This is a genomic window from Saccharopolyspora sp. ID03-671, assembly GCF_045278815.1.
GTDB classification, from domain to species: Bacteria; Actinomycetota; Actinomycetes; order Mycobacteriales; family Pseudonocardiaceae; genus Saccharopolyspora; species Saccharopolyspora ipomoeae.
Map to the genome: position 1 here is coordinate 6,217,856 of NZ_CP134054.1, position 18,102 is coordinate 6,235,957.

General features: G+C 70.7%; 16 protein-coding genes. 13 read left to right on the forward strand and 3 right to left on the reverse strand.

From position 1 onward, the window contains the following. The first annotated feature begins 135 nt into the window (after positions 1-135). A complete protein-coding gene (gcl, locus tag REH65_RS28905) occupies positions 136-1,911 on the forward strand; it encodes a glyoxylate carboligase (protein ID WP_406689912.1) in 1,776 nt (591 codons plus the stop codon). Next, complete coding sequence (locus tag REH65_RS28910) at positions 1,908-2,747, forward strand: fumarylacetoacetate hydrolase family protein (protein WP_406689913.1); 840 nt, start codon at positions 1,908-1,910, stop codon at positions 2,745-2,747. Before gcl ends, REH65_RS28910 begins: the two co-directional genes overlap by 4 nt. Positions 2,748-2,822: 75 nt before the next feature. Here REH65_RS28910 and REH65_RS28915 read toward each other — a convergent pair whose 3' ends face one another. Next, entirely contained in the window at positions 2,823-3,368 is a 546-nt protein-coding gene (locus REH65_RS28915) for a TetR family transcriptional regulator (protein ID WP_406689914.1), read from the reverse strand. 150 nt (positions 3,369-3,518) lie between these two features. Between REH65_RS28915 and REH65_RS28920 the strand changes: the two genes are divergently transcribed. The 11 genes from REH65_RS28920 (at position 3,519) to REH65_RS28970 (ending at position 16,370) form a co-directional block, all read left to right on the forward strand. Continuing rightward, positions 3,519-4,823, forward strand: coding sequence for an MFS transporter (locus tag REH65_RS28920; protein WP_406689915.1), 1,305 nt, complete (start codon positions 3,519-3,521; stop codon positions 4,821-4,823). Then, a complete protein-coding gene (locus REH65_RS28925; protein ID WP_406689916.1) occupies positions 4,823-7,258 on the forward strand; it encodes a beta-glucosidase family protein in 2,436 nt (811 codons plus the stop codon). Before REH65_RS28920 ends, REH65_RS28925 begins: the two co-directional genes overlap by 1 nt. A gap of 276 nt (positions 7,259-7,534) precedes the next feature. Next, a complete protein-coding gene (locus REH65_RS28930; protein WP_406689917.1) occupies positions 7,535-8,017 on the forward strand; it encodes a hypothetical protein in 483 nt (160 codons plus the stop codon). Positions 8,018-8,217: 200 nt separating this feature from the next. Next, entirely contained in the window at positions 8,218-8,595 is a 378-nt protein-coding gene (locus tag REH65_RS28935) for a PH domain-containing protein (protein ID WP_406689918.1), read from the forward strand. A gap of 53 nt (positions 8,596-8,648) precedes the next feature. After that, positions 8,649-9,206, forward strand: coding sequence for a TetR/AcrR family transcriptional regulator (locus REH65_RS28940; protein ID WP_281453391.1), 558 nt, complete (start codon positions 8,649-8,651; stop codon positions 9,204-9,206). A 91-nt stretch (positions 9,207-9,297) separates the two neighbouring features. Then, positions 9,298-10,872 (forward strand): GMC oxidoreductase, encoded by a 1,575-nt coding sequence (locus tag REH65_RS28945; protein WP_406693263.1) that lies wholly within the window; start codon positions 9,298-9,300, stop codon positions 10,870-10,872. 243 nt (positions 10,873-11,115) lie between these two features. Beyond that, on the forward strand, positions 11,116-12,327 hold the full coding sequence (locus REH65_RS28950) for an ROK family transcriptional regulator (protein ID WP_406689919.1): 1,212 nt from the start codon (positions 11,116-11,118) through the stop codon (positions 12,325-12,327). Between the two features lie 11 nt (positions 12,328-12,338). Further along, the gene (locus tag REH65_RS28955; RefSeq protein WP_406689920.1) at positions 12,339-13,127 is read left to right on the forward strand and encodes an ABC transporter permease; all 789 of its coding nucleotides are present in this window, start codon (positions 12,339-12,341) and stop codon (positions 13,125-13,127) included. After that, positions 13,109-13,906 carry an ABC transporter ATP-binding protein gene (locus REH65_RS28960; RefSeq protein WP_406689922.1) on the forward strand — a complete coding sequence of 266 codons (798 nt, stop codon included), beginning with the start codon at positions 13,109-13,111 and terminating at the stop codon, positions 13,904-13,906. Before REH65_RS28955 ends, REH65_RS28960 begins: the two co-directional genes overlap by 19 nt. Further along, positions 13,903-14,877 (forward strand): aliphatic sulfonate ABC transporter substrate-binding protein, encoded by a 975-nt coding sequence (locus REH65_RS28965; RefSeq protein WP_406689923.1) that lies wholly within the window; start codon positions 13,903-13,905, stop codon positions 14,875-14,877. Before REH65_RS28960 ends, REH65_RS28965 begins: the two co-directional genes overlap by 4 nt. Then, positions 14,874-16,370: a sulfatase-like hydrolase/transferase gene (locus REH65_RS28970; RefSeq protein ID WP_406689924.1), complete on the forward strand. Its 1,497-nt coding sequence runs from the start codon at positions 14,874-14,876 to the stop codon at positions 16,368-16,370. The genes REH65_RS28965 and REH65_RS28970 overlap by 4 nt, the downstream gene beginning before the upstream one ends. A gap of 102 nt (positions 16,371-16,472) precedes the next feature. On the opposite strand, the gene REH65_RS28975 is transcribed toward REH65_RS28970, so the two are convergent. Both REH65_RS28975 and REH65_RS28980 read right to left on the reverse strand, forming a co-directional pair. Beyond that, entirely contained in the window at positions 16,473-16,721 is a 249-nt protein-coding gene (locus REH65_RS28975) for a hypothetical protein (protein ID WP_406689925.1), read from the reverse strand. A 28-nt stretch (positions 16,722-16,749) separates the two neighbouring features. Continuing rightward, on the reverse strand, positions 16,750-18,093 hold the full coding sequence (locus tag REH65_RS28980) for a TRAP transporter large permease subunit (RefSeq protein ID WP_406689926.1): 1,344 nt from the start codon (positions 18,091-18,093) through the stop codon (positions 16,750-16,752). Positions 18,094-18,102 lie beyond the last annotated feature (9 nt).

The following is an 18,102-nucleotide window of genomic DNA, read 5'->3' on the forward strand; positions in this document are numbered from 1 at the left end:
GCCGCCCGACGCGGGGATGACGGGGTGCGGCCGCATCCGGGTGACGGAATGCGGCCGCACCCCGCGACCCGAATACGGCCGTATTCCGCAACCCCCGCAGCGAGACCTGCCCCTGACGCCGAAACGAGGACGAACATGACGCGCATGCGCACCGTGGACGCCGCCGCCCTCATCCTGGAGAAGGAGGGCGCCACGCAGACCTTCGGGCTGCCCGGCGCCGCGATCAACCCGTTCTACAGCGCCATGAAGAAGCACGGCGGCATCCACCACGTGCTCGCCCGGCACGTCGAGGCCGCCTCGCACATGGCCGAGGGCTACACGCGGGCGGAGCCGGGCAACATCGGCGTCTGCGTCGGCACCTCGGGCCCGGCGGGCACCGACATGATCACCGGGCTGTACTCCGCGTCGGCGGACTCGATCCCGATCCTGGCCATCACCGGCCAGGCCCCGGTCGCCAAGCTGCACAAGGAGGACTTCCAGGCCGTCGACATCGAGTCGATCGCCCAGCCGGTCACCAAGTGGGCGGTGACGGTGCTGGAACCCGCGCAGGTCCCGGGAGCGTTCCAGAAGGCGTTCCAGCTGATGCGCACGGGCCGTCCGGGCCCGGTGCTCATCGACCTGCCGCTGGACGTGCAGCTGGCCGAGATCGAGTTCGACGTCGACACCTACGAGCCGCTGCCCGTGGTCAACCCGCGCGCCACCCGGGCGCAGGCCGAGCACGCGCTGGGGATGCTGGACGCCGCCGAGCGGCCGCTGATCGTCGCCGGTGGCGGGGTCATCAACGCCGACGCCTCGGCGCTGCTGGTGAAGTTCGCCGAGATCCTGGGGGTCCCGGTCGTGCCGACGCTGATGGGCTGGGGCGCGATCGCCGACGACCACCCGCTGTCGGCGGGCATGGTCGGGCTGCAGACCTCGCACCGCTACGGCAACGCGACGCTGCTGGAGTCGGACTTCGTGCTCGGCATCGGCAACCGCTGGGCCAACCGCCACACCGGCGGGCTCGACACCTACCGCGGCGAGCGGAAGTTCGTCCACGTCGACGTCGAACCCACCCAGATCGGGCGCGTTTTCGCGCCCGACTACGGCATCGTCTCCGACGCCCGCGCGGCGCTGGAGGTCTTCGTCGAGGTCGCCCGCGAGTGGAAGCGGGACGGCAGGCTGGCCGAGCGCGGCGAGTGGGCCGAGCGGTGCCGCGAGCGCAAGTCCGCGCTGCTGCGCAAGACCCACTTCGAGTCGGCGCCGATCAAGCCGCAGCGGGTCTACCAGGAGATGAACCGCGCGTTCGGTCCCGACACCCGCTACGTGTCCACGATCGGGCTCTCGCAGATCCAGGCGGCGCAGATGCTGCACGTCTACCGGCCGCGGCACTGGATCAACGCCGGTCAGGCGGGTCCGCTGGGCTGGACCGTGCCGGCCGCGATCGGCGTGGCCACCGCCGACCCCGAGTCCACCGTGGTCGCGGTGTCGGGTGACTACGACTTCCAGTTCCTGGTGGAGGAGCTGGCGGTCGGTGCGCAGTTCAACATCCCGTTCGTGCACGTGCTCATCAACAACGCCTACCTGGGGCTGATCCGGCAGGCGCAGCGCGGGTTCGACATGGACTACCACGTGCAGCTGGCCTTCGAGAACATCAACGCCCCGGAGGTCAACGGCTACGGCGTCGACCACGTCAAGGTCGTCGAGGGCCTGGGCTGCAAGGCGCTGCGGGTCTTCGACTCCGACGCCATCTTCGACGCGCTGGAGCAGGCCAAGAAGCTCGTCGCCGAGCACCGCGTCCCGGTGGTCGTGGAGGTCGTGGTCGAGCGGATCACCAACGTGTCGATGGGCACCGAGATCGACGCGGTCAACGAGTTCGAGGCGCTGGCCGAATCCGGCGCCGACGCTCCGACCGCGGTAGCGGGCCGGTCATGAGACTGGTCAGAGTGGGCGAACCCGGCGCCGAGCGGCCGGGGGTGTTGGACGCTGCGGGCCTGGTCCGCGACGTGTCCGGGTTCGCCCACGACATCGACGGCGCACTGCTGGCCGACCCCGAGCGCCTCGCGGCGATCGAGGCCGGTCGGCAGGCCCTGCCGGAACTGCCCGCGACGCGCTTCGGCCCGCCGATCGCGCGCCCGGGAACGGTGGTGGGCATCGGGCTGAACTACCGGTGCCACGCCGCCGCGGCCGGTGCCGAGCCACCGCCCGAACCGATCGTGTTCCTCAAGCCCAGCGGCGGGATCACCGGTCCGCACGACGAGATCGTGCTACCGCCGGGCAGCGAGCAGACCGACTGGGAGGTGGAGCTGGGCGTCGTCATCGGCACCCGGCTGCGCTCCTGCCCGGACCCGCGGGCGGCGCTGCGGTCGGTGGCGGGCTACGTCGCCGCCAACGACGTCACCGAGCGCGCGCAGCTGACCAGCGGGCCGACGTGGGTGCGCGGCAAGTGCCACGACACCTTCACCCCGCTTGGCCCGTGGCTGCTCACCGCCGACGAGATCGACGACCCGCAGGACCTGCACCTGGAAGCGCAGGTCAACGGGATCCCCCGGCAGCGGGGGAGCACGGCCGACATGGTCTTCGGCGTCGGCGAGCTGCTGGCGCACCTGAGCGGCCTGATGACGCTGCACCCGGGGGATCTGGTGCTCACCGGAACCCCGGCCGGAGTCGCGGCTCTGCACCCGGAGCCGCGCCCGTTCCTCCGCCCCCGCGACGTGGTCGACATCGAGGTCCAGCACCTCGGGCGCCAGCGATCCACGGTCCGGGGCTAGGAGGCCCGGGGCGGGAGGCGCTCTGCCGGCCCCCTCCCGCCCCGGGGCCGCACCGCGCGAACTCGCGCTGGTGGGTCAGGGTTTGAGCGCTGCTCGCAAGCGCGCCGCGTAGGCGCGGAAGAGGGCGGGCATGTCGACCTTCTCGGGGTCGAGGAGCCACTGGAGCTGGAGGCCGTCGATGGTGGCGACGATCTCGGCGGCGATGGCGTCGCAGTCGGTGTCCGGGCGAACGTCGCCGTGCGCCACGCCCTTTCGGAGTTCGTCGGCGATCATGGTGCGGACGTTGTCGTAGCGGGTGGTGAACCACTCCCGCGCCGGGTGCAGGTCGGCCGTGCTCTCCCCGGCCAGGACCGTGAACGACTGGACCATGCCCGTCAGGTACGTGTTGTACTCGACCAGCTTCTCCAGCGCGGTCAGCATCTCGATGCCCTCGGCGCCGTCGGCGAGGAAGCGCCGCGTGTCGAGGCGGTCGCGCTCGTCGAGCACCGCGGCCAGCAGGTCCTCCTTGGTCGGGAAGTGGTGCAGCAACCCCGCTTGCGACAGGCCGACCTCGCTCGCGATGCGGGCCAGCGAGCAGGCCTGGTAGCCGTCCCGGGCGAACGCCTCCACCGCCGCGTGCAAGATCCGTTCCCGCGCCGCTTCGCCGCGCGCTGACCTGCGCCGAGGGGCGCTTCCCTCAGGGGTGGAGTGGCTGATCACGAGGCAACCCTACGACATCGCGGATAACAGAACGATGACAGAACCTACTGCTCACTCGGCTGTGGCTTCAGGATGTCCGATCGACGCAACGATGCGAACTTCCTGGAGGCCGTCATGGTGGAGTCGGGCGCGACCGCCGAGCGAAGAACCGAACCCGAACGCGCGAGCCCGGTGTTCATCACCGCGTACGCGATCGCCTACCTCGGCCTGTGGGTCGCGCTGATCACGCCGGTCGTGGTGAGCCTCGCGGTGCGGGTGCAGCAGATCGACCCCGACGGCAAGGAGGGCAGCCTCGCCCTGGTCACCGGTGTCGGTGCGCTGCTGGCGCTGATCGCCAACCCGTTCTTCGGCCGCCTCAGCGACCGCACGACCTCCCGCTTCGGGATGCGCCGCCCCTGGCTGGTCGGCGGCGCGCTGGCCGGAACCCTCGGCCTCGCCGTCGTTTCCACCGCGCAGGGCGTGCCGGTGCTGCTGCTCGGCTGGTGCCTCGCCCAGGCCGGGCTCAACGCCGTGCTGGCCGCGCTCACCGCGCTGCTGCCCGACCAGGTGCCCACCGAGCAGCGCGGTCGGGTGTCCGGGCTGCTGGGCATGGCGATGGCCGCCGCCACCGTCATCGGCACCTTCCTCGCGCAGGCGCTGCAGGACTCGGCGTTCTGGATGTTCATGGCGCCCGGCCTGCTCGGCCTCGTGCCCGCGCTGCTGCTGGCCGCGATGCTGCGCGACCGCGTGCTCCCGGCCAGTGAACGACCCCGCTACGACGCGGGCGAGTTCGCCCGCAGCTTCTGGGTCAACCCGGTGGCCCACCCGGACTTCGGCTGGGCGTGGCTGAGCCGGTTCCTGCTGTTCATGGGTGTGGCGACGCTGCTGACCTACCAGGCCTACTACCTCACCGACCGGCTGCACGTGCCCGCCGACGAGGTCGCGCGGCTGGTGTTCGTCGCGACCCTGGTGCAGACGGTGTTCACCGTCGCGGGCAGCAACGCCAGCGGCTGGATGTCCGACAAGCTCGGCCGCCGCAAGGTCTTCGTGCTCGGCTCGGCGGCGGTCTTCGGGATCGGTCTGCTGGTCATCGCGCTGGCCGGGTCGTTCCCGGTGTTCCTGGTGGGCATGGCGATCACCGGTCTCGGCCAAGGCGTCTACCTGGCGGTCGACCTCGCGCTGGTCGCCGACGTGCTGCCCGACCGCGACTCCGACGCGGGCAAGGACCTCGGCGTGTTCAACATCGCCAACGCGCTGCCCCAGTCCCTCGCACCGGCGATCGCGCCGGTGTTCCTCGCCGTCGGTGGCGGCGGCAACTACCCGGTCCTGTTCGGCGCGGCCGCGGCGTTCGCGGTGCTCGGCGCGCTGAGCATCCACCCAGTCAGGAGGATTCGCTGATGTCCGAGGTCGATCTGCGCGCACGGGTGCGCGCCCTGTCGCTGGAGCAGAAGGTCCGGCTGCTCACCGGCGCCGACTTCTGGTCGCTGCACCCCGAACCCGACGCCGGGCTGCGGCGGGTGGTCGTCTCCGACGGCCCGGTCGGCGTGCGCGGCGAGGCCTTCGACGAGCGCAGCACCTCGGCCAACACCCCCAGCCCGACCTCGCTGGCCGCGTCCTGGGACGTCGACCTGGCGCACCGGGTCGGCCGCCTGCTGGCCGCCGAAGCCCGTCGCAAGGGCGTGGACGTGCTGCTCGCGCCGACGGTGAACCTGCACCGCTCGCCCTACGGCGGACGGCACTTCGAGTGCTTCAGCGAGGACCCGCTGCTCACCGGCGAGATCGGCGCCGCTTACGTGCGCGGCGTGCAGTCCGGCGGGGTGGGCGCGACGGTGAAGCACTTCGTGGCCAACGACTCCGAGACCGATCGGATGACCGTCGACGCCCGCGTCGACGAGCGCGCGCTGCGCGAGCTCTACCTCGCGCCGTTCGAGCGCATCGTGCGCGAAGCCGGGCCGTGGCTGGTGATGGCGGCCTACAACCGCGTCAACGGCACCACCATGACCGAGCACCCGCTGCTCGACGAAGTGCTGCGCGGCGAGTGGGGTTTTGACGGCGTGGTCATCTCCGACTGGTTCGCCACCCGCTCCACCGACGAGTCCGGCCGCGCCGGACTCGACCTGGCCATGCCCGGCCCCGACAGCCCCTGGGGGCAGCAGCTCGTCGACGCGGTCCGCGCGGGCCGCGTCGACGAGTCCGATGTGGACGCCAAGGTGGTCAACCTGCTGCGGCTGGCCCAGCGGGTCTCGGCGCTCGACGCGGCCGAACCGCCTGCCGCGCACGCCGGACGACCCGAGGTCGAGCTGCGGCGGTCGGCCGCGGCCGGATTCGTGCTGGCCCGCAACGAGGACGGACTGCTGCCGCTGAACACCGGCGGGATGCGCCGGATCGCGGTGCTGGGGCCCAACGCCCGTGTCGCCCGCACCCTCGGCGGTGGCAGCGCCAGCGTCTTCCCGCCCTACACCGTCTCGCCGCTGGAAGGCCTGCGCGCCCGGCTCGGCGACGAGGTCGAGATCGTGCACACCACCGGCGCCCGCAGCACCGAACTCCTCGACCCGGCCTCGGCGTCGCTGGTCACCGACCCGGAGACGGGTGAGCCGGGGCTGTCGGTGCGGTTCCTCGACGCCGACCGCGCGCCGATCGGCGGCGAGCACCGCACCAGCGGCAAGCTGATCTGGATGGGCTCGTTCGGGGCCGACGTGCCCGTGGACGCGGTCGGGTTCGTCGAGGTCCGGGGCGTGCTGCGGGTTCAGGAGACCGGCGTGCACCGCGTCGGCGTCGCCGGGGCCGGGCACTTCACGCTCACCATCGACGACGACCCGGTCATCGACGGGGTGCTGGAGCTGCCCGGCGACGACCCGATCGAGGCGATGGTGCGTCCGCCGCAGCGCACCGTCGGGGTCCCGCTCACGGCCGGTCAGGAGGTGGAGCTCCGGCTGGTCCACCGCGTCGCGCCGGACGCCATCGGGACCACGTTCACCCTCGGTCTGGAGCAGCCCGCGCGCGGCGAGGAGGACGAGCTCGCGCACGCGGCCGAGCTCGCCGCCTCCGCCGACGCGGCCGTGCTGGTGCTGGGCACCTCCGACGAGAGCGAGAGCGAGGGATTCGACCGCGACACCCTCGCGCTGCCCGGGCGCCAGGACGAGCTCGTGCGGCGGGTCCTGGCGGCCAACCCGAACACCGTCGTCGTGGTCAACTCGGGCGCTCCGGTGCTGCTGCCGTGGGTCGACGACGTCCCGGCGGTGCTGCTGTCGTGGTTCCCCGGGCAGGAGTTCGGCAACGCGCTGGCCGACGTGCTCACCGGCGACGCCGAGCCCGGTGGGCGGTTGCCGGTGACCTGGCCGGCCGCCGAGGGGGCGCCGCTGCCGAGCACCCTGCCGCAGGACGGCGCGCTGGACTACGCCGAATCCATCCACATCGGACACCGCGCGTTCGAGCGCGCCGGGGTCGAGCCCGCGTTCCGGTTCGGGCACGGCCTCGGCTACACGACCTGGGAGTACACCGGAGCCGACGTGCCCGCGAGCATCGCCGCCGGCGAGGACGTGGAGCTGCGGGTCCGGGTGCGCAACACCGGGTCTCGCGCGGGCCGGGAGGTCGTGCAGGTCTACCTGTCCCGGGAGGGGGCCGTGGAGCGACCGGCGCACTGGCTCGCCGGGTTCGCCGCGGTGGACGTCGAGCCGGGGGAGGAGGCCGACGTTCCGGTCCGGATCTCGGCGCGGGCCTGGCAGCACTGGCAGGACGGGGCCTGGTGCACCGAGCCCGGTGCGTTCACCCTCCACATCGGACGTTCGTTGGGCGAGCTACCGATCGCCGCGGAGGTCAAGGTCGAGCCGTGAGCGGGAGCGGGGGCGGGCCTCGGGGGTTCCGGGGCCCGCTCATCGTGGTCGCCTCATCGGGTCACGCGGGCGACACCAACGGGTGATCAAGTGGAATCCAATTCCCCTAGTTCGTTCCGTATCGCATTCATCTTTGCAGGTCAGATGAATTTTTCTCTTTTTCCGCTGCTGATCCGGTCGCGTGGCAGCGGTCCTGCCCGCGGGTTAGCGTTCGCTCGGATTTGATCTCCCGCTCGGGTGGAACTCCGCGTCCTCCTTGGAGAAAGTAGGTATCCGATGCGCACTCTCCGCGAAAAGTCCTGTTGGACAGCGGCGCTCGTCATCAGCGCCGGTATGGTCATCGGCGTCATGCCGGCCTCGGCCGACACGACCGACAACGACGGCATCAACATCGGCAACGACAACAACGTCAGCGTCGCCCCGGTCCAGCTGTGCGGGAACAACGTCGGCGTGCTCGGCCTCGTGGCGCCGATCGGCTCGGGTCAGGACGTGGAGTGCACCAACGCACCCATCGTCGACCACCCCGAGGCCGCCGAGGAACCCCCGGTTGAGGAACCCCCGGCCGAGGAGCCCCCGGCTGAGGAGCCGCCCGCGGAGCAGCCGCCGGCCGAGGAGCCCCCGGCGGACTCGGGCACGGAGGTCCTGCCGGAGGCGGAGCCGCCGGCCGACACCTCGACGGAGGTCCAGGACGCCTCCGAGAGCCTTCCCGAGGCTCCGGCCCCCGAGGCCACCGAAGGGCACGTCGCCGTCACCGGCTGACCGACCCCGCACCGGCCCGTCAACGCCGACCGCTCTGCGCATTCCCCACCGCAGACCGGTCGGCGTCGTCGCGCCCGCACCCGGATGGCCCGATTTCCATGGAAATCGGGTACCTGACCTCCATTGAAATCCGGTCGCCCCGGTGGTGGCGGGAGTTTCGGTACGGTGGTGTGAGCGGAGATCGTCTTCTAGGAGTGGGTATGGGCTTGTTCGGTGGGATGATGGGCAACGCTTCGGGCGTGGACCCGCAGGCGGCTGCCAAGGAGTTCGGGCGGTTGCTGGCGCAGGGGGAGCAGATCCACGCCGCCTACCAGCTGATCCGGGATTCGCTGATCTTCACGGATCGGCGGCTGATCCTGGTCGACAAGCAGGGCGTGACCGGGCGCAAGATCGAGTACCACTCGTACCCCTACCGCAGCATCACGCACTTCTCGGTGGAGACCGCGGGCACCTTCGACCTCGACGCGGAGCTGAAGTTCTGGGTCTCCAGCATGCCGGAACCGGTGTCGCACCAGTTCGGCAAGGGCGTCGACGTCTACGAGGTGCAGGCGCTGCTGAGCACGTTCGTCGCCCGGTGATCGATTCGCCCCGGGTGTGAGCTGATCCATCCGGGCAGCGGCATACTGCCCGGATGGATGTCCACACCAGGATCGTCGACGCTGCGATCCAGCGGATGGCGACCGCGGGCTACGAGGGGCTGTCCATCAGCTCGGTGGCCCGGCTCTCCGGCCTGTCCCGGCCGACGATCTACGCGCACTTCGGCACGCTGGAGCAGCTCATCGCCGAAGCTCTGGAAACCGCTGCCGTCCAAGTGATCTCGCGCGTGACCGAGCGCGCTCGCGAGGAGGCGACGACCGCCGCCGACTACGTCGTGGAGGTCATGGTCGCCGCGCGGACGGAGTTCCGCGCGAGTCCCGCGCTCGCGCCGATCGCGTTCCCGCAGCGCGGCACCATCCTCTTCGACGGTGATCCGATGGGTCCCGGGGCGCTGGAGCTGTCGCGCTCGTTCCTGCTGCCGCTGCTGGAGTTCCAGCCGGAGCTGGAAGCCGAGCTGGAGGAGATCGCCGAGACCTGCCTGCGCTGGCTGGTGTCGCTGGTGCAGTTCGAGAGCGCCCGGTCCCGCTCGGACGCGAAACTGCGCGCCTACCTGCACCGACATCTCGTTCCCGGATTGGGCGTCACCTCCTGATCTTTACATCGTTGACAGAAGTTGTAAGCCTGCGTCAACGACAGAAGGGTCCGGTGTGCGCGCCTCAACCTCCCGCCGCCGCTTCATGGGCATGGCCGCCCTCGGTTCCGCCTCTGCGCTCGGACTGACCACCATCTCCACCCGCCGCTCCGCGCACGCGGCCGAGCACGCGCCGGCCGTCGTCATCGGAACCGGCTACGGCGCGGCGGTCACCGCCCTGCGCCTCGGCGCGGCGGGCGTGCCCACCGTGATGCTGGAGATGGGCCGGTTGTGGAACACCCCGGCCGAGGACGGCACCATCTTCTCCAGCATGCTCACCCCGGACCGCCGGTCGATGTGGTTCAAGAAGCGCACCGAGGCGCCGCTGGCGTCGTTCCTGTGGCTGGACCTCGCCAACCGCGACATCGAGCCCTACGCGGGCGTGCTCGACCGCGTGAACTACGGCGACATGTCGGTCTACGTGGGCCGGGGTGTCGGCGGCGGATCGCTGGTCAACGGGGCGATGGCGGTGACGCCGAAGCGCTGGTACTTCGAGGAGATCCTCCCCGAGGTCAACGCGGACGAGATGTACGGCCGGTACTTCCCGATGGCGAACTCGATGCTGGGCACCAACAGCATCGACCCCGACTGGTTCGAGACCTGCGACGCCTACCAGTTCGCCCGCGTCTCCCGCGAGGCCGCGCACAGGGCCGGGTACAGGACGACCTTCGTGCCCAGCGTCTACGACTTCGACTACATGCGCCGGGAAGAGGAGGAGCTGGTGCCGCGCTCGGCGCTGGCGTCCGAGGTCATCTACGGCAACAACCACGGCAAGCGCTCGCTCGACAAGAGCTACCTCGCCGCGGCTCTGGGCACCGGCAACGTCACCATCCAGACGTTGAGCGAGGTCCGCGACATCTCCCAGCAGCAGGACGGCACCTACGCGCTGTCGGTGCGCCGGATCGACGAGACCGGCAACGTCCTGGGCGTGCACCAGCTGACCGCGAAGTACCTGTTCCTCGGCGCGGGCAGCCTCGGCTCGACGGAACTGCTGCTGCGCGCCCGCGACACCGGCAAGCTGCCGCGCCTCGGCGAGGCGATCGGCGAGGGCTGGGGCACCAACGGCAACGTGATGCTCGGCCGCGCCAACCACATGAAGGACCTGGTCGGACCGCTGGAATCGGGCATGCCGGCGATGGGCATCGACGCCTGGGACGACCCGGTGAACCCGGTGTTCGCCGAGATCGCGCCGGTCCCGGCGGGTCTGGAGACGTGGGCGAGCCTGTACCTGGCGATCACCCGCAACCCGGAGCGCGGCACGTTCCGCTACGACCCGGGCAGCGACCGGGCGATCCTGCAGTGGCGCGAGGAGCAGGGGCAGCCGTCGATCGACGCGGCCAAGCAGCTGTTCGACCGGATCAACGAGGTCAACGGCACCAGCTACCGCTACGACCTCTTCGGCGACACCCGCGCCTTCGAGAACCGCTTCACCTACCACCCCCTGGGCGGCCTCGTCCTCGGTGAGGCCACGGACCTCTACGGCCGGGTGAAGGGCTACGACAACCTCTACGTCACCGACGGCTCCCTCATCCCGGGCTCCACGGGCGTCAACCCCTTCGTCACCATCACCGCCCTCGCCGAACGCAACATCGCCCAGGTCCTCGCCCAGGACATCCGCACCACCTGACCCGGCGTTTGGAGGGTGGGGAAGTTTTCATGAAAACTTCCCCACCCTCCAAACCCCACGATCAGGTCCCTCAAGTCGAAAACCGCGGTTTTCGTCGGTCGAAAACCGCGGTTTTCGTCTTGAGGCGCCCGACCGGGTGGTCGTGGGGGTGTGTTGGGAAGGGGATGGACTGCGGGTTCCACTCCCCGGAACAATTCTGTCGGAGCCTTGCCGGAAAAATCGCCTGGTTCGAGCATGTGCGGCATGCGGATGCCCGGCGAAGCGCACGCCCTGGTGCGTCAGACCCATCAGGAGCGCGTGCTGCGCGCGCTGCGGGAGCGGGGCGCGCTGAGCCGGGGTGAGATCGCCGAGGCCGTGGGGTTGTCGCGGACCACGATCTCGGAGATCACCCGCGACCTGCTGCGGGACGGGGCCGTCGTGGTCGTCGACACCGACGCGGCGCAGCGGGCGGGCAGCGGCAGGCCCGCCGAGCGGCTCGCGCTGGACCCGGATTCCGGCCAGTTCCTGGGGGTGGACTTCGGGCACCGCCGGGTGCACGTGGCCGTCGCCGACGCCTCCCACGACGTCGTCGCCTCCGGCCGCCAGACCTACTCCGACGGCGCGGGCTGGCCGGAGCGGATCACGACCGCCTTCGCGCTCATCGACCGGCTCGGTCACGACCGGGGCCTGCACTTCCGAGCGCTGCACGGCATCGGCATCGGCGTGACCGGCCCGCACCCGCGCTCCTCGGCTCCGCACGCCCCGGAAGGCGCGTTCGGCCCGGGCTTCGCCGCTGCGCGCGACGACGTGGACGTCGCCTTCGCCGAGCGCTTCGGCGCCTCGGTGATCGTGGACAACAACACCCGCTTCGCGGCCCTGGCCGAAGCGCTCGCCGGTGATGCCATCGCCGAGAACCTGCTCTACGTGCGACTTTCCGACGGCGTCGGCGGGGCGCTGGTGATCGGCGGCCGCATCGTCCCCGGAGCCACCGGGCTCGCCGGGGAGCTCGGCCACGTCACGGTCGTGCCGGGTGGGGCGCGATGCCGGTGCGGCAAGGCCGGCTGCCTGGAGACCGTCGCGTCGGTCCCGGCGATCCTGGCCGCCTGCCGGGAACGCGGCGCCGACGTCGGCTCCCTCGACGAACTCGTCCGCTCACGCGATCCCGCGATCGAGCAGGTGCTGCGCGAGACCGCCGAGGTGCTGGGTCGGGCCCTGGGCGCGATCGCGATGGTGTTCAACCCGTCCGAGGTCGTCATCGGCGGTGAGATCGCCCGGCTGGCACCGGTGCTCGTCGAGCGGGCCGCCGAGACCGCCGGCCGGGAGCTGTTCCCGTGGGTCGCGGCGAAACCGCTCGTCCGGTGCGCCCGGCTCGCCGACGACGACGGCGCACTCGGCGCGCTCGCCGCTCTCTTCCGCAGCTCACCGCTTCTCGCCGACCACCCGGAACCCGCGCCGATCCGCGCGCTCCCGGCCTGAAGGAGGCAGTGATGGCAGTGCTCAGCGAGCGCCGCACCGCGCCCGACGCGGCACCGAGCCGCAGCTCACCGCTGCTGCTCAACACCGCCTCGATCCTGCTCGGCATCGCCGTGTGGTGGGCGGTCTCCGCGCTGGGCGTGAAGATCCCGGCGCCACCGGAGGTCGCGGCCCGCGCGGCCGAGATGCTCGTCGATGGCACCCTGCTCGCCGACACCGGCGCGAGTCTCGCGCGGGTGCTGTCCGGGTTCGCGCTGGGCACGGTCGTGGCGGTCGGCGTCGGATTCCTGATGGGCTGGTACCGGCCGGTGCGGGCGCTGGCCGAGCCGTGGGTGCAGTTCTTCCGCACCATCCCGCCGCTGGCGATCATCCCGCTGGCCATCGTGCTGATGGGTATCGGCGAGGTCCCGAAGATCTTCGTGATCTTCCTGGCCGCGTTCCTGGCCTGCGTCATCTCGACGCTCCAGGGCGTGGTCACGGTCGACCGGACGCTGATCAACGCCGCCCGGGTGCTCGGCGCGGGCGACGCCACGATCTTCGCGAAGGTCGTGGTCCCGGCCTCCGCGCCGTTCATCCTCGTCGGCATGCGCGTGGGCCTGGGCTCGGCGTGGGCGACGGTCGTCGCCGCCGAGCTCATCGCGGCGCAGGAAGGACTCGGCTTCCGGATGCAGAACGCCCAGCTCTACTACGACCTACCGACGATCTTCGTCAGCCTCGTCGCGATCGGCGTCCTCGGCCTGGTCATGGACCGGTTGCTGCTGTTCGCCGAGCGCAGGCTGACCGGATGGCAGGAGCGCCCGTGAACGCCAAGATCGCCGTGGACGGCGTCACCAAGACCTTCGACCTGGGCAGCGAGCCCCTGGTGGCGCTCGACGACGTGTCGCTGGAGATCGCCGACAACGAGTTCGTCACCGTCGTCGGCCCCTCCGGCTGCGGCAAGAGCACGCTGCTCAACGTCCTCGCCGGGCTGGAGGCACCCAGCGCGGGGCGCGCCCTGGTCGACGGCGTCCCGGTGTCCGGTCCCGGACCCGACCGCGGCGTCATCTTCCAGCAGTACGCGCTGTTCCCGTGGCTGACGGTGCGCGGCAACGTCGAGTTCGGCCTCAAGATCGCCGGAGTGCCCAAGGCCGAGCGGCGTTCGCGGGCCGAGCACTTCATCGACGTCGTCGGGCTCGCCGACTTCGCCGACGTGCTGCCCAAGGCGCTCTCCGGCGGGATGCGGCAGCGCTGCGCCATCGCCCGCGCCTACGCCGTCAACCCCGAGATCCTGCTGATGGACGAGCCCTTCGGCGCCCTCGACGCGCTGACCCGGGTGAAGCTGCAGGACCAGCTGCTCAGCGCCTGGGACCGCGAGCGTCGCACGGTCCTGTTCATCACCCACGACGTCGACGAGGCCGTGTACCTGGCCGACCGGGTCGTGGTGATGGCCTCCCGGCCCGGTCGGATCCACGACGTCGTCGAGGTCGACCTGCCGCACCCGCGCACCGAGGAGGTCCGGTTGAGCGCGGAGTTCACCGCGCTGCGCAACCGGGTCTGGAACTCCGTCTACCACCAGGGGACCGTCGCCGAGAGGACACCATGACCAGCAGGAAGAGATGGCTCGCAGCACTGCTCACCGGACTCGTCGTCGCGCTCAGCGGGTGCGGCGGCTCGTCGGACGCCGGCGAGGTCCGGTTCGGCTACATCGGCGACTACAACGGCGCCAGCCTGCTCGCCGTGGCCGAGGACCAGAAGCTCTGGGAGAAGCACGGTCTCACCGCCGAGATCAGCTCGTTCAACAACGGCCCGCTGCAGATCCAGGCGCTGGGCAGCGGTGACCTGGACTTCGGCTACATCGGTCCGGGCGCGATGTGGCTGCCCGCTTCCGGGCAGGCGAAGGTCGTCGCGCTCAACACCCTCGGCAACGCCGACCGCGTCATCGCCCAGCCCGGCATCACCGACGTGGCGGACCTGCGCGGCAAGACCGTCGGCGTGCCGCAGGGGACCTCGGGGGAGATGATCCTCGACCTGGCGCTGAGCCGGGCGGGCATGACCAAGAGCGACGTGAAGGTCGTGCCGATGGACGCCTCGACGATCGTGTCGGCGTTCTCCGCCAAGCGCATCGACGCCGCCGGGTTCTGGTACCCGGCGCTGGACACCGTGCGCAAGCAGGTCCCGGGACTGGTCGAGCTGGCGAGGAACTCGGATTTCGCCGGGCAGCTGGAGTTCCCGACCGCGTTCGTCGCGGGCAACGACGTCGTCGGCCGGGACGAGGCGCGCCGCACCGTGGCGGTGCTGCGCGACGCGATGCGCTACCGCTCGGCCAACCCGGAGCGCACGATCGAGCTCACCGCGGGCCTGCTCGAGAAGGACCCCGCCCAGGTCCGCGCCGATGCCGCCAACGTGCGGGTGCTGGGCGTCGACGAGCTCGACGGCATGACCCGCGACGGAACCGTGCGGAACTGGTTGTCGGGGATGGACGCCTACTTCACCGGCACGGGTCAGCTCCAGCGCAGCACCGGTCCGGAGAACTACTACGCCGCAGACCTCTTCACCTCGGCGGGCACCCCGTGAGCCGCCGCAACGTGCTGCTGCTGATGACCGATCAGCACCGCGCCGACACCCTCGGCGCCTACGGGAACCCGCTCGGTCTCACCCCCAACCTCGACGAACTCGCCGCCACCGGAACGCGTTTCGACCGCTGGTACACACCGACGGCCATCTGCACGCCCGCGCGCGCGAGCCTGCTCACCGGTCAGGCGCCGTTCCGGCACAAGCTGCTGGCCAACTACGAGCGCAACGTCGGCTACATCGAGGACCTGCCCGACGGGCAGTTCAGCTTCTCGGAAGCGTTGCGGGACAGCGGTTACAACTGCGGTCTGATCGGCAAGTGGCACGTCGGCACCGCCAAGACCGCCGGCGACTTCGGTTTCGACGGGCCGGACCTGCCCGGCTGGCACAACCCCGTCGACCATCCCGACTACCTGGCCTACCTCGCCGAGCACGACCTGCCGCCGTACGAGATCAGCGACCGCGTCCGCGGCACCCTGCCCAACGGCGGTCCCGGGAACCTGCTGGCCGCGCGGCTGCACCAGCCGGTGGAGGCGACCTTCGAGCACTACCTGGCCACGCGCGCCATCGAGACGATGGAGCGCTACGCCGCCGACGTGCGCGAACACGACAAGCCGTTCTTCCTGCAGCTGAGCTTCTTCGGGCCGCACCTGCCCTACATCGTGCCGGACGAGTACTTCGACCTGGTCGATCCCGGCGTGATCCCGCTGCCGCGCTCGGTCGCAGAGACCTTCCACGGCAAGCCGCCGGTGCAGCGAAACTACAGCGACCACTGGACGTTCGACACGATGCCGCTGGAGACCACCCGCAAGCTGATCGCCGTGTACTGGGGGTACGTGGCGCTCATCGACCACGAGATCGGCCGCGTGCTCGACGCGATGCGGCGGCTCGGGCTGGCCGACGACACGGCGGTGCTGTTCACCTGCGACCACGGCGAGTTCACCGGATCCCACCGGCTGCACGACAAGGGCCCGGCGATGTACGAGGACATCTACCGCACCCCGGGCATCGTGCGCGTGCCGGGCGCGCCCGGGGGGGTGGTGCGCGAGGAGTTCGTGAGCCTGCTGGACTGCACCGCCACCATCCTCGACCTCGCCGGCATCGACCCGGAACCCGCCGTGGACTCCCGAAGCCTGCTACCGCTCGTGTCCACTTCGGACTCCGTCGGGTGGCAGGAGGACATCGTCTGCGAGTTCCACGGCCACCACTTCCCGTACCCGCAGCGGATGCTCCGCACCGACCGCTACAAGCTCGTCGTCAACCCCGACTCGGTCAACGAGCTCTACGACCTGCACGCCGACCCGGACGAGCTGCTCAACCGCTACGCCCACCCGGAGATGGCCGAGGTCCGCTCCCGCCTGATGCGCCGCCTCTACGACCTCCTCCGAGACCGGGGCGACAACTTCTACCACTGGATGACCTCGATGTACGAGGTCGGAGACGTCACCCACGACCCCACCCTCAGCGGCCTCGACGACCAGACCTACCAGCGGTGACCAGGCCACCCCCGACACACCAGGACGACCCGTGTCACCCGGACGAAAACCCCGGTTTTCGTCGCGCGAAAACCGGGGTTCTTGACCGTGGTGGGGTGGTGGTCAGTCTTCGGCGGTGGTGTTGGGGTTGATGTAGCCGCTGATGAAGGCGACGAGGCCGAAGAGGACGGCGGCGCCGATGCTCGGGGTGAGCAGGGTGTCCGAGGCCCAACTGATCCAGGTGGGTTGCACGAGCAGCAGGCCCACGATCTGCACGCCGACGAGGACGGCCGCCAGGGCGAGGAAGATCAGCAGGGTGGCGGTGAACGCGGTTCGGCACACCGACTGCGCTCGGGTGGGTGTCGTGGTCATCCGGACTCCTAAATCGCGAGGGGGTCGGTCAGCGCAGGACGGGCAGGGCGCCCCAGGCGATGAGGCAGCCGATCAGCATGATCGGGACCATGTAGTAGCCGATCAGCGGGAGGAACGTCTTCTCCGGCTTCGCGCCGGTGATCCCGGCCGCCACGAAGATCGAGCCCGACGCCGGGGGAGAGGCGCCCTCGGTGGAGGCGAACACGAGGATCGCCGTGACCGCCAGGACCGGGTCGACCCCGACCGCGACCAGGGACAGCAGCGCGACGTGCCCGACGGCGGTGAGCGTCGCCGTCGACGACAGCGGGCCCGCCACCACGGCCACCAGCACACCGACCAGCAGCGCCATCACGTACTTGTTGAGCTGCAGGTCGCTGAGGATGCCGTCGATGTCGTCGGCCAGCCCCAGCTCGCCCAGGATCTCGCTGGCCGCCACCGCGAAGAACAGCAGCGCGCCGATGCTGGTGAAGCGCGGCATCGCCTCGGTGATCCAGGTGTTCCAGGCGCGCGCCCCGCGCGGGAGCTCGCGACGGCCCACGATCAGAGCCAGGACGATGATCAGGATCGGGATCCAGGTCAGGATCTCGATGTCGTCGAGCGCATCACCGATAGGCGTGCTGCCGGTGAGGAACGCCGCGATCGGGCCGACGGTGATGGCGATCGGGACCACGGCCCCGAGCACGATCAGCAGCGCGGACCCGCCCTCGTGCAGGGCCTGGCGCAGCGGCTGGAGCTCCTCCGCGGGCGAGCGCTGGATCCCGTCCTTGCGGACGAAGTAGAAGACCAGCAGCAGGCGCCAGATCACCTGGTAGATCCCGGCGCACAGCAGCGCCAGGTAGATCTGCCCGGTGGACACCATCGAACCGGCGAAGCCGATCATGATGACCATCGAGGCGCTGGGCGGTAACGCCGCGCCGAGACCGCCGTTGCCGGCGAGGAAGGTCGCGCTGCGCTCCGGGGTCCAGCCGGTGCGGATCATCCACGGGCCGGTGAAGGCACCGGTCGCGGCGGTGTTGCCGGAGTTCGACCCCGACAGCGCTCCCATCACGGCCGAGCCGATCGTGTCCACGACGACGGGGCCGCCCCGGACACGTCCGACCAGCGAGTTCAGGATTCCGAGCAGTTTCTGGATCAGGCCCGTGCGGTCGACGACGTAGGCCATGAACACGAACGCGATCGCGGCGTAGAGGACCTCTTCGTCGAGCGCGCCGAGCATTCCGTCGAGCAGTGCTGCGGGTGCGTCGAGCCCGGCGAACGCGGCGGTGACCAGCAGGCCGAGCAGCATCGCTTCGCCCATGTTCCGCTTGAACGCGACGTTCCAGATGATGATGGTGGCGATGAACGCGCTGAGCGCGATAAGGCCGATTGGCATGTTTCAGGT